Annotated in this window: 18 protein-coding genes and 1 pseudogene; 13 read left to right on the plus strand and 6 right to left on the minus strand. The window is 66.8% G+C overall.

Features of this window, described 5'->3' with window-relative positions; all coding sequences use genetic code 11:
• Window positions 1-453: 453 nt before the first annotated feature.
• From ACZYZ9_RS17370 to ACZYZ9_RS17385, 4 genes and pseudogenes are all read right to left on the minus strand, one after another.
• On the minus strand, window positions 454-849 hold the full coding sequence (locus ACZYZ9_RS17370; RefSeq protein WP_463827517.1) for a nitroreductase family deazaflavin-dependent oxidoreductase: 396 nt from the start codon (window positions 847-849) through the stop codon (window positions 454-456).
• Between the two features lie 286 nt (window positions 850-1,135).
• Window positions 1,136-1,306 carry a hypothetical protein gene (locus ACZYZ9_RS17375; RefSeq protein ID WP_463827518.1) on the minus strand — a complete coding sequence of 57 codons (171 nt, stop codon included), beginning with the start codon at window positions 1,304-1,306 and terminating at the stop codon, window positions 1,136-1,138.
• Window positions 1,307-1,339: 33 nt separating this feature from the next.
• Window positions 1,340-1,786 carry an SRPBCC family protein gene (locus ACZYZ9_RS17380; RefSeq protein ID WP_463827519.1) on the minus strand — a complete coding sequence of 149 codons (447 nt, stop codon included), beginning with the start codon at window positions 1,784-1,786 and terminating at the stop codon, window positions 1,340-1,342.
• Window positions 1,786-2,618 (minus strand): annotated as a pseudogene (locus tag ACZYZ9_RS17385) (lysophospholipid acyltransferase family protein). The gene ACZYZ9_RS17380 and the pseudogene ACZYZ9_RS17385 overlap by 1 nt, the downstream one beginning before the upstream one ends.
• A 250-nt stretch (window positions 2,619-2,868) precedes the next feature.
• On the opposite strand from ACZYZ9_RS17385, the gene ACZYZ9_RS17390 reads away from it, so the two are divergent.
• The 10 genes from ACZYZ9_RS17390 (at window position 2,869) to ACZYZ9_RS17435 (ending at window position 16,444) form a co-directional block, all read left to right on the plus strand.
• Complete coding sequence (locus ACZYZ9_RS17390; RefSeq protein WP_463827520.1) at window positions 2,869-4,053, plus strand: hypothetical protein; 1,185 nt, start codon at window positions 2,869-2,871, stop codon at window positions 4,051-4,053.
• Between the two features lie 142 nt (window positions 4,054-4,195).
• Window positions 4,196-5,440: a KasA/KasB family beta-ketoacyl-ACP synthase gene (locus ACZYZ9_RS17395; protein ID WP_463827521.1), complete on the plus strand. Its 1,245-nt coding sequence runs from the start codon at window positions 4,196-4,198 to the stop codon at window positions 5,438-5,440.
• Between the two features lie 52 nt (window positions 5,441-5,492).
• Entirely contained in the window at window positions 5,493-6,932 is a 1,440-nt protein-coding gene (locus ACZYZ9_RS17400; protein ID WP_463827522.1) for a WS/DGAT/MGAT family O-acyltransferase, read from the plus strand.
• Between the two features lie 64 nt (window positions 6,933-6,996).
• On the plus strand, window positions 6,997-7,383 hold the full coding sequence (locus ACZYZ9_RS17405; protein ID WP_463827523.1) for a nuclear transport factor 2 family protein: 387 nt from the start codon (window positions 6,997-6,999) through the stop codon (window positions 7,381-7,383).
• 99 nt (window positions 7,384-7,482) lie between these two features.
• Complete coding sequence (locus ACZYZ9_RS17410; RefSeq protein ID WP_463827524.1) at window positions 7,483-8,925, plus strand: MFS transporter; 1,443 nt, start codon at window positions 7,483-7,485, stop codon at window positions 8,923-8,925.
• Window positions 8,926-8,980: 55 nt separating this feature from the next.
• Entirely contained in the window at window positions 8,981-13,129 is a 4,149-nt protein-coding gene (locus ACZYZ9_RS17415) for a SpoIIE family protein phosphatase (RefSeq protein WP_463827525.1), read from the plus strand.
• Window positions 13,129-13,455 (plus strand): STAS domain-containing protein, encoded by a 327-nt coding sequence (locus ACZYZ9_RS17420; protein ID WP_463827526.1) that lies wholly within the window; start codon window positions 13,129-13,131, stop codon window positions 13,453-13,455. The genes ACZYZ9_RS17415 and ACZYZ9_RS17420 overlap by 1 nt, the downstream gene beginning before the upstream one ends.
• A gap of 42 nt (window positions 13,456-13,497) precedes the next feature.
• Window positions 13,498-14,862 carry a hydroxysqualene dehydroxylase HpnE gene (gene hpnE, locus ACZYZ9_RS17425; protein ID WP_463827527.1) on the plus strand — a complete coding sequence of 455 codons (1,365 nt, stop codon included), beginning with the start codon at window positions 13,498-13,500 and terminating at the stop codon, window positions 14,860-14,862.
• Window positions 14,863-14,900: 38 nt separating this feature from the next.
• Window positions 14,901-15,755, plus strand: a complete 855-nt coding sequence (locus ACZYZ9_RS17430) for an SDR family oxidoreductase (RefSeq protein ID WP_463827528.1) — start codon at window positions 14,901-14,903, stop codon at window positions 15,753-15,755.
• Entirely contained in the window at window positions 15,752-16,444 is a 693-nt protein-coding gene (locus ACZYZ9_RS17435; RefSeq protein ID WP_463827529.1) for an acetoacetate decarboxylase family protein, read from the plus strand. Before ACZYZ9_RS17430 ends, ACZYZ9_RS17435 begins: the two co-directional genes overlap by 4 nt.
• Here ACZYZ9_RS17435 and ACZYZ9_RS17440 read toward each other — a convergent pair.
• Window positions 16,441-17,937 carry a potassium/proton antiporter gene (locus ACZYZ9_RS17440; protein ID WP_463827530.1) on the minus strand — a complete coding sequence of 499 codons (1,497 nt, stop codon included), beginning with the start codon at window positions 17,935-17,937 and terminating at the stop codon, window positions 16,441-16,443. The two genes, ACZYZ9_RS17435 and ACZYZ9_RS17440, sit on opposite strands and share 4 nt — an antisense overlap.
• Window positions 17,938-18,103: 166 nt before the next feature.
• Between ACZYZ9_RS17440 and ACZYZ9_RS17445 the strand changes: the two genes are divergently transcribed.
• Genes ACZYZ9_RS17445 through ACZYZ9_RS17455 form a run of 3 tightly spaced genes read left to right on the plus strand, consistent with a single transcriptional unit; the run spans window position 18,104 to window position 20,068 of the window.
• Window positions 18,104-18,802, plus strand: a complete 699-nt coding sequence (locus ACZYZ9_RS17445) for a potassium channel family protein (RefSeq protein WP_463827776.1) — start codon at window positions 18,104-18,106, stop codon at window positions 18,800-18,802.
• A 9-nt stretch (window positions 18,803-18,811) separates the two neighbouring features.
• Complete coding sequence (locus ACZYZ9_RS17450) at window positions 18,812-19,189, plus strand: nuclear transport factor 2 family protein (RefSeq protein WP_463827531.1); 378 nt, start codon at window positions 18,812-18,814, stop codon at window positions 19,187-19,189.
• A gap of 6 nt (window positions 19,190-19,195) precedes the next feature.
• Entirely contained in the window at window positions 19,196-20,068 is an 873-nt protein-coding gene (locus ACZYZ9_RS17455) for an amidohydrolase family protein (protein ID WP_463827532.1), read from the plus strand.
• Window positions 20,069-20,072: 4 nt separating this feature from the next.
• On the opposite strand, the gene ACZYZ9_RS17460 is transcribed toward ACZYZ9_RS17455, so the two are convergent.
• A complete protein-coding gene (locus ACZYZ9_RS17460) occupies window positions 20,073-21,392 on the minus strand; it encodes a flavin monoamine oxidase family protein (protein ID WP_463827777.1) in 1,320 nt (439 codons plus the stop codon).
• Window positions 21,393-21,511 lie beyond the last annotated feature (119 nt).

Raw genomic sequence — 21,511 nt, forward strand, 5'->3', positions numbered from 1 at the left:
ACCGAATTATCCCTGGTCAGAGCACCATTCTTCGTTCAAGACACACCATCAAGATCAACCGGCGTGAAAGCCCGAGGCTAGCAATATCTGGTTTATATGGTGGCCCTGGACCGTTCGGTCCGATCAAGCCAGTCGCGCTCTGGCCTACGTCGGCCTGACCCGCGGCCGCGACGCAAACATCTCGCCATCTACCCCGTTGTCACCATCGCAGCCCACCAACACCACGAAGCCGGCGCAGGCATCCGCGAGATGGCCTGGGCATCAAATACGCAGCCCCCCAGCAGCTCCTGCCCTCAGTTGCAGGCTTGGCGCCGGCGCGAGGCCCAGCCCCCCGCAAGTGAAATCGCCTACCACGCATCACCGCCACCACCCACCAGCGTCGTCACCGCAAACGCAATGAAGACGGTCTCGAACTCTAGTTGCCTACCGCCCGAACCCGTTCTGCTGCCCTCGTCACTGCGTGGCGTTGACTTCGGTCAACACCAGCGCCGCTTCGTTGTACGGAAACAGGCGGTAGAACACGCGAGAGGCGCCGGTAACGAGGGCTGCCGCCTCAGCCTTGCTGACGAGGCGGGGATCAGCGAGCGCGATACTCTTGCCGCGCTTGTGAAGCACCGCCTGTCCAGCAGCGAACACATTCTTCAGCCAGTCCGATTTCAGCCCGTACCCGACGAGAACGACGAAGCCGTCGCGGATGGGAAAAACCAACAGCGGCGTTCGATAACGCTTGCCTGACTTGCGTCCGACATGTTCGAGTGTTCCTTGACCTGGAAGCCACGGCGTGATCGACCGAGCCGTTGGGTTGGTGACTCGACTATTGAACTTTGCCACGGCCCTTGGCACCCGCATGGACCCTCCCCGTTCCTATCCGAGCTTGAAATGATCAGTATCTGTGGGAACGCTACGGCCCGTAGCGGATCGCCGTTACTAGGGAGTTAGCTGGTGCCATGTCGCGGAGGTCCGGTGCGATGGGCCCACCGAGGCGCGACATCATTGACGCCGTAGCGCTGGCATCGTGGTTCTTGATGTCGGCCGTTACATCCGCGTCTGCTCCCAGTACGTCGTCGATCTCGGCCGCTGTGTCGCGCCAGGCGTTCCTGCGCCGCTGATCCCAAATCGGTGGCAATGTCCCTACTCATGCCGGCATGGGCACCAGCGCGCTGATGTCGTCACCTTGCATGAGCTTCATGATCAGGTTCAGGTCAAAATAGGTGGTCCAGCGAGCAATCCGCCCCTCGCCGTCGACGACGAAGGTCCCCATGACCGGAATGGCCGGCTTGCTTCCGTCGGGAGTCGAGTCAATCAACGGAAGGATTACCGACAGGTTCTCCTGTCCCCGCTACGAGCGTGAATGGCCCTCCGCGAGCCCCTTCAACCGCTTCAACGTATCCGCCAGGGTGCGCCCCACCTGCCGCACCGCAATCCGGTCCGCGATATAGCCCAGCAACCCCCCGGGTGCTTGGTATGACAGCCGGAACGTCACTTTGGTCTCGCCGTCGCCGGCGTCGCGCAGCCGGATCCGGCCGCGCAGTGTGATACCCGTGATCCCCACGAAAGCCACATCGCGGCCCTCGTCGAATTCCACCACCTCGATCAACCCGCCGATGGGGACCGAGCCGATCTTCCAGTGCACGATGTACCGCGCACCCACGCCGGCGGCCTGTTCGCTGGCCGTCTCCCAGCGCTCGAGGTTGCTCATGAAAGACGGGTAGCTGTCCGGGTCGCCGACCAGCTTCCACACCGCATCCCGGTCCGCGTCGATCACGCACTGCCGTTCGACGCGCATCAGCCCAGCACCGGGAATCGACGTTCGGCGGCCAATCGATCGACGCCGCCCTGCAGACTTTCTATGACCTTGTCGTGCACCGCCTGATCGTCCCCGTCGACCTCGATCGGTTCCTGCACCTCGATTACGATCTTGCTGGGCAGCGGGATGTGGCCCGCGAGGTCGCTGATGTTCAATCCCCAGGGGAACGCCAGCGATATCGGAATACTCTTGAGCCGCAACAACTTATCCGCCATGAGCAGCTTGGCCAGCCATTGGCCGCGGTTGAGGAACAGCGCACTTTCCTGGCCGCCGACGCTGGCGACCGGAACGATCGGCACGCCGGCATCGCGGGCCAGTCGCACGTATCCCATCCGGCCGCCGAAGTCGACCTTGTGCCGTTCCCATGATGGCCGGAACACCTCGTAGTCGCCACCGGGGTAAACCAGCAGCGCGGCTCCGGATTCCAGTGCCAGACGGGCATTTTCGTGGTTTGCGGCGACGGTGCCGAACTTGCGTAGCCAGCCCAGCGGCGGCGCGGAGACGACAAGATTGTGCGCCAATTGGTAGAAGGGCCGCTCGACACCGAAGTACGAGCAGAACGCAAGGGTGAAGACGAACGTGTCGGGCGGGACATTCCCGCCGCTGTGGTTGCCGACCAGCAGCACCGGCCCGTCGGCGGGAATGCGGTCCAGCCCGCGTACGTCGGCCCGGAAGTAGAGCGACGCGATGAGCCACGTTCCCGGCAGTTGATCGCGGATGTAGTCCGGGTCGCGTTGGTCGAGATCGGCTTTGGGGCCCGGGACGCCACTTGCTTGCGGGTCCAGTCCATGACCTCGCCGATGACGCCCATGTTCGTCCTGTCCCTCGGTCCGCGTCGATGCGGGCAATCGTCTCGTGTGTAGCAACCGACTACCCGCAGGGCTTTGCTTTCACACCAGCGAATCGACACCGGCGAATCGGCATCTCGCCCCCTGCCTGCAAAGACCATCGGCAACCGGAAATGACTGCGGCACAACCGAGTCCAGATACATCAGACCAGCTTTCACGCGACCCCACTCGAATGAACGGCGTTGTCGGCAGAGCGCGGTAGGGTCCGGTCCATGTCGGACAGTAGAAAGCGCAGGAAGGCCAAGCAGGCGCGGCGCGCTGCGCGCCGGAAGCGTCGCGAGCAGCAGCAGGAAGAAGAGTTCTCGCTTGTTGACGCGGTGCGGGAGGCGCTCGCCGACGAACATCCGTTGGCCCTGCTGCACACGGTGAGTTTCCTCATCCAGGCGACGTTGCCTCGATATTGCGCCGATGAAGCCGATGAAGCCGATGAAGAGGTGGTCGGCCTCGACGAACTCATCGACAGCTTCATCGCTACCGAGCTTCGCGAAACGACGGCGCTCCTAGCGGTGCTGGCCGCGCTGCTCGATGACGAGGAGCAGCGGACGCGTTGCCAACGAGAAGTCACCGCGCGCGACCACGACCTGCCTCCGTGGATCACCGAGCTACCTGACACGCAGGTCGATCGGGCGGTGCGGATGACGCACGTGCTCGGTGACGGTGACGAGGTGATGCTTGGTGTGCGCCTGCCCTCCGGACACGAGATTGCCTGCGCGGCCTACGTCGATCACGCCAGTTCGACCGAGGTGACGGACGCGTTCTTCGTTCCCTCGTCGCTGCAGGAAGTTCTCGACGTCGCGACGCGCAGCCGCACCGATACCGACAGCACGTTCGTCGAGATGAGCCTGGCCGACGCCCGCGCCTGGTTGCGACGGGGTGTCGAGGTAGAGGGCGTGACGTCGATGTCCGACGAGTCGGACACGTGGCCGGCAAGTCGTCCGCTGCTCCGGTGGCTGGTCCGGCGGCTACCGGAGGGAGGCAGTGACTATCAACCGCCGTTTTACAGCGCGGCACAGGTCAACGAGTTGTTGGACAGGTTCTTCGCCACCGTGCCGGGCCGGGGGTTCGACGACTACGACCGGGAGTTGTTGCGCGCGTGCATCAAAGACGGCACCGGGGATCCGTTGCGCTGGAGTGCCGGACGCCTACGTGGCCTACCGGAGCGACTGCCGGACCTCGACGACTATCCCTGCGGTCGGTCCGGCACGGTGCAAAATCTGCCGGATCTGCTGCGGGCGTACGTTCCGTTCGCGCACGCCGAAAGCGGCATCCGCGCGGAACTGACTACCGAAGCCCTGGCCGCCATCGACGAGCTCGAGCCAGAGCTTCGCCGCGGTCAACCGCCCCCGCCGCCCAGCCGCGATATGGATTCAGACCTGCGCAAATGGGTAAAATCGTAGGTGCCTTCACAAACTAGGGCTACCGGTATTCGGGCCTCGCGGCAAAATCAGTGCCGAGCTTGGTTCTTGGAGGGGATATGGCGTCGAAGCGGATCACCAGACAGGTCGAGGAGCAATCCGCCCAGGTCAGGTGGTTGTCACCATGTTGAGAACCGGTGCGGGGTACCCCAACGTAGTCGTGACGGCAGTGGCGTCCACGACCGCGCTCGCGGCGGACGCCGAAGAAACGTGGCAGCGACTGCTCGGGGGCCACAGCGGCATCCGGGAACTGGACAAACCGTTCGTCTCAGAATTCGACTCCCCGGTCCGCATCGGTGGGACGTTGCGCGAGGACTTCGATGAGCATCTCAACCGCGTCGAACTGCGTCGGTTCGCCTTCATGCAGAAGATGGCGGCGGTGCTGAGCCGACGGCTGTGGGAGCAGGCCGGATCCCCGGAGGTCGACACCGATCGGCTGATGGTGGCGGTCGGTCTCGGCCTGGGCAGTACCGAGGACATCCCGCTCTGGCACAACGTCTGGAAGGTCAAGGGGCTGCGCGCGGTGACGCCGATATCGGTGCAGAAGCACATGCCGAACGCGCCGGCCGCCGTGATCGGGCTCGACATGAAGGCCAAGGCAGGCGTGATGACGCCGGTGATGGCCGACGCGTCCGGCACCGCGGCCATTGCGCATGCCTGGCAGAACATCGTGCTCGGAGAGGCCGACGTCGCGATTGCCGGCGGCGTCGAGACAGTGATCGAAGCGGTGCCCGTTGCCACCTTCTGGCAGCTCGGCATGCTTTCCACCAGCAATGACGATCCTGCCGGCGCCTGCCGCCCCTTCGACGTGACCCGGGAAGGCATGGTGTTCGGCGAAGGAGGCGCACTGCTGCTGATCGAAACCGAGGAGCACGCCAAAGCCCGCGGGGCAACGATCCTGGCCCGGTTGATGGGCGCGGCCACTACCTCGGACGGATGCGATCTGGTGCGCCCGGATCCCAGTGGCGAGCGGGCTGGCGACGCCATCGCCCGCGCGATTGACGTCGCCGGGCTGGAGCCGGCGGACATCGATCACATCAACGCGCACGCCGCCGGCACGACGTTCGGCGACGTCGCCGAAGCGCGCGCGATCCGCCGAGCGCTGGGCGGTCACGCGCCCGCGGTGTACTCGGCCAAAGCGGCGCTGGGGCACTCGCTCGGCGCGGCGGGTGCCATCGAGGCGGTGCTGACCGTACAGGCGCTGCGCGACGGGATCGTGCCGCCCACGTTGAACCTCGACACCGTCGACCCTGAGATCGACCTCGACATCGTCACCGGCGAGCCGCGTCGGGGTAATTACCGTTATGCCGTCTCGGAGTCGTTCGGGCTGGGCGGGAACAACGTCGCCGTGGTGTTCGGCGCGGCCTGATCACGTGCCCGGCGAGTGCCACTCCGGCGGTCGACGGGGTATAGGAGTGGATGTGAAGCGACTCAACGGTGTGGACGCCTTGATGCTGTACAGCGAGACACCGGAGATCCACATGCACACGTTGAAGATCGGCGTGCTCGACATCTCGAATTTCGAGCAGGACTTCAGTTTCGAGGCATTCCGGCAGATCGCCTATCCGCGGCTGATGGCGCTGGAGCCGCTGCGCTATCAGTTGGTGGACATTCCGCTCCAGCTGCACCACCCGATGTGGCGGACCAACGAGGACATCGACGTGGACTACCACCTGCGCCGGGCCCGCGTACCGGCGCCGGGCGGCCGACGTGAACTCGACGAACTGATCGGTCACATCGCGGCCACACCGCTGGACCGCTCTCGTCCGCTGTGGGAGATGTACGTTGCTGACGGCCTCGAACAGGGCCGCATCGCGATCATCCACAAGGTTCACCATGTGCTGGCCGACGGCGTCGCCTCGGCCAACCAGATGGCCCAGGCGATGGCGACCGAGCACCCGGACGCCGTGCACCGCACCGGCACCGGCCACCTGCCGACGCGCACACACCTGCTCGGCACGGCCGCACGGGACCACGCCGGGTTGATCCGCAAGCTGCCCCGGCTGGTCAGTGAGACGGCCGGCGGCGTGCAACGGGTGCGACGCCGAGCCAAAGAGCGAGGCACCCACCCCGACCTGGCCCGCAATTTCGCGCCGCCGCAGAGTTTCATCAATCACCGGGTGACTCCCGGGCGCCGGTTTGCAACCGCGCCGCTGGCGTTGGCCGATGTGAAGGAGACGGGTCGGCATCTCGGCGTCACGCTCAACGACGTCGTGCTGGCCACCGTGGCCGGTGCGTTGCGCCGACTGTTGCTGCGCTACGACGGGCTGGCCGACGCCCCGTTGATCGCCGGCGTTCCGGTGAGCTTCAACACCTCGCCGGAACGCTTGGCGGGCAACGAGTTCACCTACATGACGCCGTCGTTGCCGGTCCATGTCGACGATCCGCTGGAGCGGGTGAGGTTGACGTCGGTCGCGACCAAGATCGCCAAGGAGAACCACCAGCTGCTCGGCCCCACGGTGCTGCCGGCGTGGTTGTCCTATCTGCCGCCATCGTTGGCGCCAAGGTTGTTTCGGACGCAGGCCCGCCGCGTGGAGTCGGCCAGTGTGATGAACCTGACCGTGTCGAATGTGCCCGGCCCGCGGGAACGGGGACACATCCAGGGCGCCGTTGTCAGCGAGATCTACTCTGTCGGACCGATTGTCGCTGGCAGCGGCATGAACATCACGGTGTGGAGCTACGTTGATCAGCTGGCCATCTCGGTGCTGACCGACGATGTGACGCTGACCGATCCGCACGAGGCCACCGATGCGTTGATCGATTCGTTCACCGAAATGCGTAGTGCTGCAGGACTTTCCGATAGTCTGACGCCGGTGGGCACGGCGCTGCCGGTGGCCACGGCGGTGCCGGCGGCCGGGTGAACGCCGGGATTTCAGCGTTACCCTCAATATCATTGTCGCACTGAGTGACTCATGAAAGGACGCCATGACGGACCCCGGTAGGCTGGCACGCCGCAAGGCGACCGTCATCGAGCACATGCAGAGCGAGAACGTCCAGGAGTGGGACCGGACGATGGCGACGTTCAGCCACCCCCGCTACGAGTTGCCGGACGGGACGGTGTTCGACGGCGCCGACGAGGTGATGCGGTACTGGATAGATGGCCGCTCCATGGTGCCCGATCAGCGCAACGAACTGATCGAACTGACTCACTTGGACGATGACCGGGTCCTGATCGAGTTCTGGCTGCGTGGCACCCCGTCGGCGACGGGTGAACCGTTCGAGGTGCGGTTGTGGGCGGTCTTCGATTTCGACGACGCGGACCTGATCACCGGCGAGCGGGTCTATGCCAGCTGTCCACTCGGTGCGGAATGATTCCGCCCCGGCCGCCCACAGATGTTTTCGTCCACCCGGTGACGGGAACCTCAACGTGTGCCGAATCGCGAGGAGCCGATCACAGCTATGCCCGGTGAGGTGACGGAATCGGTCCGCAGCCTTATTCCCGCCCGCATCGACCGCCTGCCCTGGTCTCCGTTCCACACTCGCATGGTGGTGGCGCTCGGGGTGGCCTGGATCCTGGACGGCCTGGAGATCACCGTGGCCAGCGCGGTGGCCGAGACCCTCACCGAACCTGCGACGCTGCACCTGTCGCCGGCGTCGGTCGGTTTCCTGGCGACGGTCTATCTGGCCGGAGAGGTGTTCGGCGCGCTGTTCTTCGGCCACCTGTCCGACAAACTGGGCCGACGCAATCTGTTCACCATCACCTTGGGTGTGTACCTGATCGGCAGCGCTCTGACTGCGTTCACGCTGGGCAACAACTTCGGCTGGCTGCTGTTCCTCTACGTCACCCGGTTCATCGCCGGAATGGGCATCGGCGGCGAATACGCCGCCATCAACTCGGCGATCGACGAACTGATCCCGGCCCGTTACCGCGGCCGGGTCGACATCGCGGTCAACGGCACCTATTGGGCCGGGGCCATCCTCGGCACACTGGGCACCTTCGTCTTCCTCAAGATGATCGACCTCAGCCTGGGCTGGCGGCTAGCTTTTCTGATCGGGCCGGTGCTCGGCCTGGTCATCGTGTTCGTCCGGCGGAACCTGCCGGAAAGCCCCCGTTGGCAGGTGATGAACGGCCGCGCCGAGGAGGCCGAGCAAACCATCACCCTCATCGAGCACGCCCTCAAATCCACCGGCGTCTCGCTGCCCCCCGTCGATCCGGCGAAGGCGATCGACCTGCTCCCCGCCGAGAAGATCGGATATCTGACGCTGACCCGGGTGCTGTTCCGGCTCTATCCGAGCCGGGCCGTGCTGGGCGCCTCGTTGATGATCAGCCAGTCGTTCCTGTACAACGCCATTTTCTTCACCTACACGCTGGTGCTGGGCAAGTTCTACGACGTTCCGGCGCAGTCGACGCCGTTGTATCTGATCGCGTTCGCGGTGGGAAACCTGTTGGGACCGTTGACACTCGGACATTTTTTCGACACGATCGGCCGGCGCAAGATGATCGCCGGCACCTACCTGCTGTCCGGATTGCTGCTGGCGGTGAGCGCTGTCCTGTTCAAGGCGGGCGTGCTCAGTGCGCTGACTCAGACCGTGGCCTGGTGCGCAATTTTCTATGTCGCGTCGGCCGGGGCGAGTGCGGCCTATCTGACGGTCAGCGAGATCTTCCCGCTGGAGGTCCGGGCGAAGGCGATTGCGGTGTTCTTCGCCATCGCCCAGTGTTTCGGCGCCCTGGGCCCGGTCATCTACGGTGCGCTGATCGGCGACGGCTCTGAGTCGATGCCGCTGTTCCTGGGCTACCTGCTGGGCGCGGGGGTGATGATCGCCGGCGGGTTGATCGCCTGGTTCCTGGCCGTTGACGCCGAGGGTAAATCGCTGGAAGACATCGCCACCCCACTGGCAGCTGCCACCGAATGAGGTGTATGTATGTCTTCGACCGCATTAAGCAGCTAGTGCGGGTTTGCTGCGGATAATGTCAGATGATGAGCGATCGCTCGGTGGGGCCGGACAGAGCTCGAGAGGGATACCAGTGGTCTTCCGTGCAGACCAGGAGATCGGCAGAGATCTCGCCGCTGTCGATTGGTCCTCCACCCCACTAGGGCCCGTCGACGAGTGGCCGCAAAGTCTGCGTACGGCGGTCAGTATCCTTTTGTCGTCCCAGTTTTCGATGTGGATGGGGTGGGGACCCGAGCTCACTTTCTTCTGCAACGCCGCGTACCGCCGCGACACCCTGGGACGCAAATATCCGTGGGCTTTGGGCCGACCGGCCAGTGAGGTGTGGGCCGAAATCTGGCCGGATATCTCGCCGCGCGTGGAGCGCGTGCTGGATGCCGAGGAGTCGACCTGGGACGAGGCGTTGCTGCTCATCCTGGAGCGGTCCGGCTACCCCGAGGAGACCTACCACACGTTCTCCTACAGCCCGCTGCGTGACGACGACGCGCGCGTGGTCGGTTTGCTGTGTGTCGTCAGCGAGGACACCGGCCGGGTGATTGCGCAGCGTCGTATGGCGACGATGCGCGACCTGGGTTCCGATCCCAGCGTGGGACGCACGGAGCGGCAGATGCTGGATTTCGCCGCTCAGCAACTCAGTCTCAACCCCTACGACCTGCCCTTCACCATCACCTATCTGTTCGACGACCAGGGTGACGCGCAGCTCGCCGGTGTCAGTGGGATCACTGCCGGGCACCCGGCGGCACCGGAGATCCTGCCGCGGTCCGGTACGTCGGTGTGGCCCGTGGAACGGGTATCGCACGGTGAATCCGAACTCGTCGAACTGGACGGCGCCGCACTGCAGCTGCCGTCCGGCGCCTGGCGCGAACCGCCCACCCGCGCACTGCTGGTGCCGCTGCTGCAACAGGGTGGCCCACCGGTCGGATTCCTGGTCGCGGCGCTGAACCGGCACCGTGAGTTCGACGACGGTTACCGCGGTTTCGTGGAGTTGGTCGCCGGCTACCTGGCTACCGGCGTGAGCGATGCCCGCAGCTATGAGGCGCAGCAACAGCGCGCCGAGGCACTCGCCGAGCTCGACCGCGCCAAGACCACGTTCTTCTCCAACATCAGCCACGAATTCCGCACTCCGCTCACCCTGATCCTCGGGCCCGTCGAAGAGCTGAGCGGCCGAGCGGTCGGCGTCGACGACTATGCGCGCCAGGAACTGGAGCTGGTGCACCGCAATGTCCTGCGGCTGGCCAAGCTGGTCAACACGCTGCTGGACTTCTCGCGCATTGAGGCGGGCCGGATGCGCGCCCGGTTCGAACCCGTCGACCTCGCCACGGCCACCGCCGAACTGGCCAGCGTGTTCCGCTCGGCGATCAGCCAGGCCGGTCTGACGTTCGTGGTGGACTGCCCGCCGCTGCCCGAACCGGTGTACCTGGACCGTGAGATGTGGGAGAAGGTGATCCTGAACCTGCTCTCCAATGCGCTGAAGTTCACCTTCGAGGGCTCCATCACCGTCCGGGTGGCCCGGGAGGACGACCACGCCGTCGTCACGGTGACCGACACCGGGATCGGCGTGCCGGCAGCGGAGATGCCCCGGCTCTTCGAACGCTTCCACCGGATCGAAACGGCCCGCGCCCGGTCCACCGAGGGCAGCGGTATCGGCTTGGCGCTGGTCAAGGAACTCGTCGGATTGCACGAGGGCACGATCACCGCGGAGAGCAAGGAGGGCGTGGGCACGTCGTTCCGCGTACGGTTGCCGTTCGGCGCGAGTCATCTGCGCACCGACGAATTGAGCACGGCACCCGCCGCGCCCCCGGCCACCGGCGCGGTGGCCGCACCGTTTGTGCAGGAAGCGTTGCGCTGGCTGCCCGGCCCGCCGGACCAGCCCGACGCCGCTCCGGTGGCGGGGGCCCGGGCCCGCGTCCTGGTCGCCGACGACAACGCCGACATGCGTGAATACCTGGCCAATCTGCTGGGCGCGGCGGGCTATGCGATCAGCACATTCAGTGACGGCGTGACGGCGCTGGAAGCCATCCGCACCCAGCTTCCGGATCTGGTGATCAGCGACGTGATGATGCCGGGCCTGGATGGTCTGCAGCTGCTGGCCGCGTTGCGCAACGATCCACGTACCGCGGCGCTGCCTGTCCTGCTGCTGTCCGCGCGCGCCGGTGAGGAGGCTTCTGTCGAGGGTCTGCTGGCCGGTGCGGACGACTACCTGGTCAAGCCCTTCGTCGCCGCGGATCTGCTGGCCCGGGTGCGTACCAACGTCGATCTCGCGCGCCTGCGGACCCATCACGCCCGGTGGCGCACCGCCCTGGTGGACTCACTGCAGGAAGCGTTCTTCGTCTGCGACGAGCATGGCGCGGTCATCGAGATCAACAGCGCCTTCACCGAGATTCTCGGCTTCGGCCCCGAGGACCTGCCATATGAGCCCCTGCACCCGTGGTGGCCGGACGCCGAGGCCGACCCCGAGGGTCACCGACTGGCCGGAGAGGCGTTCGCGGCGCTACTGAGCCAGAACCAGGGTGGCTACACCATCCCGGTCGTGCACCGGGCCGGGCACCGGGTGTGGGTGGCGGTCAGCTTCAACCATGCCGCCGATCCGGACACCGGGCGCCAGGTCATGGTGGGCACGATGCGTGACGTCACCGCCGAGCACTATTTCGTGCAACGGCAGACGGCGCTCGCTGCGCTCAATCAGCAACTGGCGCAAGCTGATACGTTGGATGAGGCGCTGCGTGGCGCGGCCGAGGAGTTGCGCCGGGTGTGGCAGGCCCGCACTGTGCTGGCGGTGACGTTCCCCAGCGACGCCCCGCGCGGGAGTGCCCCCCAGCTCGTGTGCGCCGGCGACGCGGTCAAGTGGACCGATCTGCCACCGGCCCGGCGCGAACTGATCGAGTCACTGCGCGGCGCCGACCTGCTCACCACCGTCAGCGACGAGGCGGGCAGCGCGGGTATCGCGCTGCAGCAGCCCCGCGGGATCCTGGTCGTCTGGATTCAGCTGGCCGAGAACCGGGAGTTCACCCCCGCCGACCACACGTTGCTCACGGTGCTGGCCGGGCGGCTCGGACAAGGGCTGCAGCGGGTCTACCAATTGGACGAGCAGCGCGAAACAGCGGTGGCGCTGCAGCACGCCATGCTCGGTCCGGCGCACCCGCCCGGCGGCATCGCCGTGCGCTACCACCCCGCGAGTCGTCCGCTTCAGGTCGGTGGCGACTGGTACGACGTCGTCGACCTCGACGACGGGCGGGTCGCCCTCATTGTGGGTGACTGCGTCGGGCACGGGTTGGCGGCCGCCACGGTGATGGGCCAGCTGCGTAGCGCATGTCGCGCGCTGCTGCTCGAACAATCAAGTCCCAGTGCGGCTCTCGCGGGTCTGGACAGGTTCGCCGCACAGTTGCCCGGCGCCCGGTGCACCACCGCGTTCTGCGCGGTACTCACGCTCGACACCGGAGAACTGTTGTACGCCAACGCAGGTCATCCGCCGCCCATCCTGGTGCATGCCGACGGCACCAAAGTGTTGCTGGACGGTGAACACGGCCTGCCGCTGGCGCTGCGGCCGCAGTGGCTGCGGCCGGAAACGCAGATCACGATGCCGCCGCGGGCGACGTTGTTGCTCTACACCGACGGGCTGGTTGAACGCCGCGGCGCATCGCTCGACGACGGGATGGCCCGCGCTGCCGATCTGGTGCAGGACAGTCGCTCGCAGGAGCTCGACGAGGTAGCCGACCACCTGATGGCCGGCCTGGAACCCACCGGTGGTTATCCCGACGACGTGGCGGTGCTGCTTTATCGCCAACCTGCCCCGCTGACAATGGAATTCACCGCCAACGCCAACCACCTGGCCGGCAGCCGAGCTGCCCTGCGCGGCTGGCTGACCCAGGTCGGCGTCGACCCGCACCAGATTCAGGACGTGCTCACCGCCACCGGAGAGGCCGTCGCGAATGCGATCGAGCACGGTCACCGCGACCGTCCCGAGGGCACCGTCTCGCTGCGCGCGAGCGCAGTGGTCGACCGCCTGCAGGTCACGGTCACCGATACCGGAGTGTGGAAAACTCCGACGGCCACCCCAGGGATGAGCCGTGGTCGCGGAATCTCCCTGATGCGAGTCCTGATGGAAGACTTCAGCATTCACTCCACCGACGCCGGCACGACCGTTCACCTGTACTCGAGGATCGCGTAATGGCTACACCGCTCAGCCTCAACACAGACCGTGCCGCAGACGGGACGCCCCGGGTGGTGGCGACGGGTGAGATCGACCTCAGCAACATCGTGGTGTTCAAACGGGCGCTCACCGCCGCCAACGGCGGCACCCGCGGGCCCATCACGATCGATCTCAGCGCGGTCAGGTATGTGGACAGCGCCGGCATCAACGCGCTCTTCGATCACGCCGACGCTGTCGACGATCTGCATGTGATCGTCCATCCGCTGCTCGTCCGGGTGCTCACCGTCAGTGGTTTCAGCAAGATCGCGACCGTCGAGTCGGCCGGTGTGGACGGCGCCCGCTGACTACCGGCGGGAAGCCTGAGTTGCGCAGGTTATGGTTCGGTGATGGGTGATTCCGCGAACCAACACGTGGTCGTCGTCGGCGGTGGTCTGGCCGGCCTGGCGGCGACGGTGTGGCTGGCCGAACTGGGCTACGCGGTGACGCTGCTGGAGAGCAACGGTTCGTTGGGTGGTCGCACCATTGGTCTGACGTCGGGCCACGGCGATGCCATCGAAAACGGCCAGCATGTCCTGGCCGGCTCGTACGACTGCATCTTCCGCTACCTGGAATCCATTGGCACCCGGCAGTTTTTGACGTTTCCCGACGAGTTCGGCGTACGTTACCCGGGCGGGCATGTCGAGACGTTCGGCCTGCGCCCGGCCCACGCGCGACGCATGCTGCTCGGCCGGGTCCGCGGGCTGGGCATCCCCACCCTGCTCAAGACAGCACCGGCGTGGGGCCGACTGGTTCGCGAGGTCATCCGGTTCGACGACGCCCTGGACGACATCACCGTCGAGGAGTGGTTCGACCGCCTCGGCTTCCCGGCCGCGGTACGGCGAATCATGCTCAACTCCATGGTGATCGGGCTGTTGAACGAACAGCCGCAGCTGGCCTCCGCGCACGCGTTCGCGGCACTGCTGCGCACCGGCGCCGACCGCGTCCGTCGGGGTGGCAGCGCCGCAGCGCGAATCGGTTATCCGACAGTCGATCTGGAGACGCTGTACCTCGAGGGTGCGCGGCGGGTGATGGCCGAACGGGGGGTGGACGTGCGGCTGCGCACCCGGGCGGTGTCGGTCACCGTCACCGACGGTCGAGCCGACGGGGTGCAGGTGTCCGACGGTTCGACGATCGACGCCGACGCGGTGGTGCTCGCCGTGCCCTCCTGGAACCTGCGTTCGTTGCTGGACGAGGTGCCGGGTTCGGAGGATGCCCGACTGGCGGCCAAGCAACTCGAGCCGATCCCGATCATGAACGCCTACGTGCTGCTCGACCGTCCGTTGGAAACCGTCGCTCCGTGGGAGTCGTTGCTCGACAGCGATATCGGCTGGGTCTTCGACCGGGACCGCATGCACGGTCCGCGCGAAGACGGCAACCACCTCTACGCGCTGACCACCTGTGCCGCCTACGACCTGATGCCCCTGAAGAACCGCGAGGTGGCTGACCGCCTGGTGGAGGCGCTCAAAGCCAGCTATCCGGCCGCCCGGGACGCCCGGGTGCTGGACGTGACCGTGGTGCCGTGGCCCAAGGCCACCTTCTCCTCACGGGTCGGGATGTCCACCATCCGCCCGGGAAACCGCACCGCGCTGCCCAACCTCGCGCTGGCGGGGGACTGGACGCACAACGACTGGCCGACCACCATGGAGGGTGCGGCTCAAAGTGCTGCTCGGGCAGTCGATCTCGTTCATTCAGCGCTCACGCCCGGGAGGTGAGCGGTGCCGGCCGTCGGCGATATGACAGGCTGAACCCCATGGCTCGACTGCAGGGACGACGGGTTGCCATCACCGGTGGCGCGCAGGGCATCGGACGGGCTATCGGTGAGGCGCTGATCGCCGCCGGCGCCCGGGTGGTGCTCGGCGATGTGCAGGAGGCCGCCGTGCAGGCAACCGCAACCGAACTCGGCAGCGCGGCAACGGGTTACCACCTCGACGTGATGGACGAGGCCGCGTTCGAGACGTTTCTGGATCGGGCGACCGAGCAGCTCGGCGGCCTCGACGTGTTGGTCAACAACGCGGGCATCATGCCGATCGGGCCGTTTCTGCAGGAGAGCCCCGGGGTCACCCGGCGAACCATCGAGATCGACGTCCTTGGTGTGCTGACCGGAACCCGGCTGGCGGGTACCCGCTTCGCGCAGCGCGGATCGGGCCACATCGTCAACATCGCGTCGGTGATGGGCACGCTGGCGTCGCCGAACGCGGCGACCTATTGCGCGGCCAAGTACGCGGTGGTCGGTTTCAGCGAGGCGCTGCGGCAGGAGTGGCGTGGCAGCGGGGTCAACATCTCGGCGATCTGCCCGGGCTTCGTGCGCACCGAGCTGATCGCGGGGATGGCCGCCCCGGGATTGCTGGAGCGGTTCCTGGTGGTCGACCCGGAGGACGTCGCGACGGCCGTGGTCGACGAACTTCGCAAGGGCGCGTCCCGGACGGTGTTCGTCCCCAAGCTGGTCGGTCTGGTCTCCCGCGGAACGGCCTCGATGCCCAGCGCCATCGTCGACACGGCCTTCCGGCTGTCCGGCGGCAACAAGGTCACCTCGGGGTTGGATCGCCAAAAACGGGCGGCCTACCAGGCAAAACTCGAAGGGCGACCGGAGAAGGAGCAGGAATGAGCCGTATCGAATTGACCGGACTGCGCGGCGTGCCGGAGACCGCGCTCAGTGCGGCGCTGGTGGCGACGTTGCCGGACAACGCGGCGCCGGCCCCCTGGGAGTGTCGCTGCTCGGCGTTGCTGTGGCTGGGACGCGGAGGGCGCGCCGCAGCGGCGGCTCTGCCGCCGGCCATGGCCGGTAGCCCGGCGCTGGCCACGGTGGGAGCCTTCGTCCGTTACACCGACACCCCCGTCGGCGCGTACGACGAGGTGCTCGGCATGGTCGCCTCCCGCACCGGCCTGCGGCCGTGGGGCAACGTGGCCTTCATGTCGGTGGATTCGGAGTCCAGCCTGGTCGGGGGCCGCACCAACTGGGCGATGCCCAAGACGCTGGCACGCTTCAACGGCGAGCTGGCCGACGGCGAGCTCATCACCGGCGAGGGCAGCGACGAGGTGTCCTGGTCGGTCAGCGCCAAGCCGCGGGTGAAGGGTCCGGCGATACCTCTGAAGCTCAAGGCGTCGGCGCGCCAGCAGTTCGCCGACGGCCGGGTCGGTGACTCGGAGCTGATCTTCGCCGGCCGGGTACGGCCCGCGTTGGTGACGGTCGGCGTCTCCTCGGCCGGACCGCTACCGACCTGGCTGCGCCCCGGTCTGCATGCCGGCGTCTACATCCACGACGCCACCTTCACCCTCGGCGAGCCACGCTTCTAGTCGATCTCGCCGTACTCGTCGAACCAGTGCGCGAGTTTGCCGCGGCGGCTGACCGCGCGCAGCCGTGCTTCGGCGGCCGCCCTGGTCTTGCTGGTGGTGACGATCATCAGTTCGTCGCCGGCCGCGATCCGGGTATCGGGCTCCGGGACGAAGGTGTGGCCGTTGCGGATGATCAGTGTGATCACCGCCGGGTCGGGCAGGCGCAGCTCCAGGATGGTCACGTTGTGCAGCCGCGAGGGCCGCTGCACGGTCATGGTCAGCAGCTCGGCGTCCAGCATGTCCAGCGGGGCGGCCTCGACCTGGATTTCCCGGGTGGCCTCCCGCGAGATCAGACCCAGGATGCGGGCGATGGGGCGCAAGCTGGGACCCTGGATCAGGGTGAAGACCACGACCAGCACGAAGACAACGTTGAGTAGGCGCTGACTGCCCTGGACCCCGGCCACGATCGGGAACGTCGCCAGCACGATCGGCACGGCGCCGCGCAGCCCCGCCCAGGACAGGAAAACCTGGTCGCGCCACGGCACCCGGAACCAGACCAGCGACCCCACCACCGACAGCGGCCGCGCCACCAGCAGCAGCACCAGTCCGATGACGATCGCCGGCACCACGTCCACCGCCAGTTCACTGGGGTCCACCAGCAACCCGAGCAGCACGAACAGCCCGATCTGCGCCAGCCAGCCCACGCCTTCGGCGAACGACCGGGTCGCCGAGCGGTGCGGCAGTCCCGAGTTCGCCAACACCACGGCGGCCAGGTAGGCGGCGATGAATCCGCTGGCGTGGGCGTCGCCGGCGGCGGCGAATGCGACCATGCCCAGTCCGAACGTCGCGATCGGATACAGGCCCGATGCGGGCAGCGCGATGCGGCGCAGCCCCAAGGCCCCCAGGTAACCGACGACCACCCCGATCGCCGATCCGCCGAGCAGTTCGTAGACCAGGTGGCTCAGCGCGCCCTCCGGTTCGAACACGAAGGGCACCACGCTGAACATCAGCACCAGGATCACGCCGGGCGCGTCGTTGAATCCCGACTCGGCTTCGAGCAGCCCGGCAATGCGCCGCGGCAGCGGCAGCACTCGCAGTACGGAGAACACCGCCGCGGCGTCGGTGGAGGACACGATGGCGCCGAGCAGCAGCGCCAGTTGCCAGTCGATGTCCAGCAGCAGATGCGCGCCCACCGCGGTCACCAGCGTGCTGATCACCACGCCGAGGCTGGCCAGGGTGCCCGCCGGCGCCAGTACCTTGCGGATGTCGCTGAATCTGGTGGTCAGACCGCCTTCGACCAGGATCACTGCCAGCGCCGCAGTCCCCACGTTGCGGGCCAGCACCACGTTGTCGAACTCCAGCCCCAACCCGTCCTCGCCGATCGCGACACCGACCAGCAGGTAGAGCAGCAGGCTGGGGAAGCCCACGACGGTGGCCACCCGGGTGCCGACAATGCTGGCCAGCAGCACCAGGCCGCCAACCGACACCGTCAGGTACAGCTGTTCCAGAGTCATTCTTTCCCGTTCAACACGACCGGCGCTTACCGCGGTTGGTACGACGAGGATGCCGATTCCGGCGTCATGTCAGTAAATCAGTCCGAGGCCGTTCGTCGCTCACCTCGCCGCGGGACGTGCTCACCCTCACGCCATACGCAAAGATGATTGCGTGACGACACGGAAACTGCGGATCGGTATTGCCGGGGCGGGCAATGTCGGCCGTTCGGTCGCACAGGAGCTGCTCGACGCCGGCCAGAAGGTCTTGCTGATCGAACGCCAGCGGCGGGCCTTCGAGCCGCACAAGGTCCCGGATGCGGACTGGCTGAACGCCGACGCCTGTGAAATGGCCTCGCTGGAGGAGGCGGGGGTGCACCTGTGCGACGTGGTGATCGCCGCCACCGGCGACGACAAAGCCAACCTGGTGGTGGGCCTGCTGGCCAAGTCCGAGTTCGGCGTGCCCCGGGTGGTGGCGCGGATCAACGACGTTCGCAACGAATGGCTGTTCGGCCAGGCCTGGGGGATCGACGTCGCGGTCTCGACGCCGGGCGCCATGGTCGCCGGCATCGAGGGTGCCATCGACGTCGGACACCTGGTGCGGCTGATGGGACTGCGGGAAGGCCGGACCGCCCTGACGAAGCTGACGTTGCCTGACGACAACCCCACCGTGGGCCAGCGGGTCGAGGAGCTGGACCTGCCGCACAACACCGCCCTGGTCACCGTGGTCCGCGGCGATCAGGTCATCGCACCCGGTCCTGACGACGTGCTGGAGGGGGGCGACGAATTGTTGTTCATCGCCGACAACGCCCGGGAACGTGCCCTGTGGGCCGCCGTCAACAGGATCAAGCCGTCACCGCGGATGCCGATGCGTCACGACGCCTGGTGAGGACCCCCGATGTCCGTTGCCGCGCTGCGTGAGATGTTCGAGCGCATGGTCGTCGCCAAGAACGCCGACCTGGTCGAGCGCTACTATCACCCCGACTTCGTGATGTGCTCGGACGGGATGACCCAGGGTTACGCCGAGTTCCACGAAAGCCACCGGCAGCTCTACCAGACCGCCATCAGCTACGCGGTCGAGTATGACGAGCAAGCCTGGGTGGAAGCGCCCGACCGGGTCGCCGGCCGGGTGTGGATCACCACGTCGCGTCCGGGCGAGCGGCCGACCCGCATCGAGGTGGTGCTGATCGCGGCCTATCTCGACGGGCGCATCCACCGGGTCTGGGAGACCACCTGGCCGAGCTGGCGTGGCGTCGCCGCGCTGGAAGGGTACTGAGCGTCCGTGGATACCGAGCGCGCCGTCGTGCGCCGGTTGCTCGACGACGTCGGCCTGGACGCCATCATCGACGTCCACACCCATTTCATGCCGAAGCGGGTGCTCGACAAAGTGTGGGCGTACTTCGACGGAGTCGGCCCGTTGACCGGCCGGCCGTGGCCGGTCGCCTATCGCCTCGACGAGCAAGCGCGGGTGGCGACGTTGCGGGACTTCGGGGTAGCGGCGTTCTCCTCGCTGGTGTACCCGCACAAGCCGGACATGGCCGCGTGGCTCAACGCCTGGTCGGCCCAATTCGCCGCCGTCACACCGGATTGCCTGCACACCGCGACTTTCTACCCCGAACCCACCGCCGCCGAGTACGTGACACGCGCGATCGGTGACGGAGCGCGGGTGTTCAAGGCCCATGTGCAGGTCGGTGACTATGCGCCGACCGATCCGCTGTTGGCGCCGGTCTGGGCGGCGTTGGAGCAAGCGGGGATCCCGACGGTGATCCACGCCGGATCCGGCCCGGCGCCAGGCACTTTCACCGGTCCGGGCCCGGTGGCCGAGGTGTTGGAGCGCCACCCGTCGTTGCGGTTGATCATCGCCCACCTGGGCATGCCCGAATATCGGGAGTTCCTTGACCTTGCCCAGCGGTTCTCCGGGGTCTATCTCGACACGACGATGGTGTTCACCGACTTCACCGAGCAGCTGCACCCGTTTCCGCGCCGGGAGCTGCCACGGCTGGAGGAACTGGGCGACAAGGTGCTCTTCGGTAGCGATTTTCCCAACATCCCCTACCCGTACCACCACTCCATCGAGTCGATCACCAGGCTGGGTCTGGGTGACCAGTGGTGCCGAAAAGTGCTGCACGACAATGCGTTCGAACTTTTCAGCTGAGTGTTCAGCCCAGCCGGCGCAGCAATTCGGTGGCCGCCCGGCGCCCGCTTTGCAGCGCCCCGTGCACCGTGCCGGGGTTGTCCACCCCGATCGCCTCACCGGCCAGGTAGATCCGGTCGCTGACGGGCTCCTGCAGTCGGCGGCGGTCATCGGGCCCGGACCCGGGTGCGTGGTAGGAGTATGAACCCAGGGCGTAGGGATCACGCGTCCAGCCTGAGCAGCGGACCTCGGTCACGTCGGCGCCGAACAGCCGGCGTCCGATGGGCATTGCTCCGGCCAGCAACTCGGTGGGGGAGGCGGACTCCACCCGGCGGCCGCGCTCACCTGGGTTGAAGGCCAACACCACCGGGCCGGCGCTGGCCGGCAGCGTGAACCACTGTGCCCACATTCCCTGCTCGGAACCCAGATACTGAAAGAAGGCGTTCTCCTGATCCCAATTGCGTTGTGAGAAAAGGAAATAGCTCTTGGACAAGACGCCGAATCCCAAGGCGCTCACCGCGTGGGCGTGTCCGTCGGGCAGGGGCGGCTCGAAGGTGATGCTCCCGGCTTTCAGGACGCCGAGCGGAACGGTGACGATTGCGGCCGGCCCCTCGAACGTCTGGCCGGCGGCATGTATCGTCACCGAATTACCCTGTCGGGTAACAGATTTCACTGGCGACCGCAAGGTGATGTGGAGTCCGTCGGCCAGTTGCCGGGGCAGGGCGTCGTAGCCGGTGGTGATCACCGACTGCGGACCGCGTGTGTAACTGCCCAGGTCGAACGTCGCCGCCGAGAGCTGGTCGGCGTCGGCGGCGTACTCGTCTTCGATGTCGGTGGTGACGTAGTACGCCAACTCGGCGCGCTCGACGTCGGAGAGTCCGTGGGCCGCAGTGCTGATCGCGGCGCCCAGGCTGCCCCCGTCGGCGTCCTCGCGGGCGTCGGAGACCAGCGTGCGCCAGGTCGTCGCGTCGTACGTCAACGGCGGCAATCGGGGATCGATGGTCAGCTTCGAAGCGTGGTCGTAGTCGGTCGGCACGACGTGCGCGTGGGCCTGCTGGGCCAGTTCAACCAACGGGTTGTTGGTGGTCCCGTGGATCCACGAAGCCCCCATTTCCAGCGGCACACTCCAGTGGCGAATGGTGCTGACCCGCCCGCCGATCCGGTTACGGGCTTCGATGACCCGGACCGGCCAGTCGGCGTCTTGCAGGGTGCGCGCCGCAGCCAGGCCGGCCATCCCGGCGCCGACGACCAGCACTGACTTGGAGTCGGGGGAAGTCGGGTGCCGATGCGGCGCGCAACCCGCCGCTACCAGCGCCGTCGCCGCCAAGAACTCCCGCCGGGACATCCGGGACACGACTGTGAGGGTCTCACGCCGTTACCCGATTGTGTTCTGCGAATGTGACAGAGCGCACATTACGGTCAGGTAAACTCGCCAGGACCGGAGGGCGGCAACGGTGCCGCTGC

It is taken from the genome of Mycobacterium sp. IDUB_28, from assembly GCF_055419285.1.

What these genes read in the sequence shown, in the direction of transcription:
- ACZYZ9_RS17370 (WP_463827517.1), bottom strand. Translation starts at nt 849, where the DNA reads ATGCGGGTGCCAAGGGCCGTGGCAAAGTTCAATAGTCGAGTCACCAAC.
- ACZYZ9_RS17380 (WP_463827519.1), bottom strand. Translation starts at nt 1,786, where the DNA reads ATGCGCGTCGAACGGCAGTGCGTGATCGACGCGGACCGGGATGCGGTG.
- ACZYZ9_RS17390 (WP_463827520.1), top strand. Translation starts at nt 2,869, where the DNA reads ATGTCGGACAGTAGAAAGCGCAGGAAGGCCAAGCAGGCGCGGCGCGCT.
- ACZYZ9_RS17395 (WP_463827521.1), top strand. Translation starts at nt 4,196, where the DNA reads ATGTTGAGAACCGGTGCGGGGTACCCCAACGTAGTCGTGACGGCAGTG.
- ACZYZ9_RS17405 (WP_463827523.1), top strand. Translation starts at nt 6,997, where the DNA reads ATGACGGACCCCGGTAGGCTGGCACGCCGCAAGGCGACCGTCATCGAG.
- ACZYZ9_RS17415 (WP_463827525.1), top strand. Translation starts at nt 8,981, where the DNA reads ATGTCAGATGATGAGCGATCGCTCGGTGGGGCCGGACAGAGCTCGAGA.
- ACZYZ9_RS17420 (WP_463827526.1), top strand. Translation starts at nt 13,129, where the DNA reads ATGGCTACACCGCTCAGCCTCAACACAGACCGTGCCGCAGACGGGACG.
- hpnE (WP_463827527.1), top strand. Translation starts at nt 13,498, where the DNA reads ATGGGTGATTCCGCGAACCAACACGTGGTCGTCGTCGGCGGTGGTCTG.
- ACZYZ9_RS17430 (WP_463827528.1), top strand. Translation starts at nt 14,901, where the DNA reads ATGGCTCGACTGCAGGGACGACGGGTTGCCATCACCGGTGGCGCGCAG.
- ACZYZ9_RS17435 (WP_463827529.1), top strand. Translation starts at nt 15,752, where the DNA reads ATGAGCCGTATCGAATTGACCGGACTGCGCGGCGTGCCGGAGACCGCG.
- ACZYZ9_RS17440 (WP_463827530.1), bottom strand. Translation starts at nt 17,937, where the DNA reads ATGACTCTGGAACAGCTGTACCTGACGGTGTCGGTTGGCGGCCTGGTG.
- ACZYZ9_RS17450 (WP_463827531.1), top strand. Translation starts at nt 18,812, where the DNA reads ATGTCCGTTGCCGCGCTGCGTGAGATGTTCGAGCGCATGGTCGTCGCC.
- ACZYZ9_RS17460 (WP_463827777.1), bottom strand. Translation starts at nt 21,392, where the DNA reads ATGTCCCGGCGGGAGTTCTTGGCGGCGACGGCGCTGGTAGCGGCGGGT.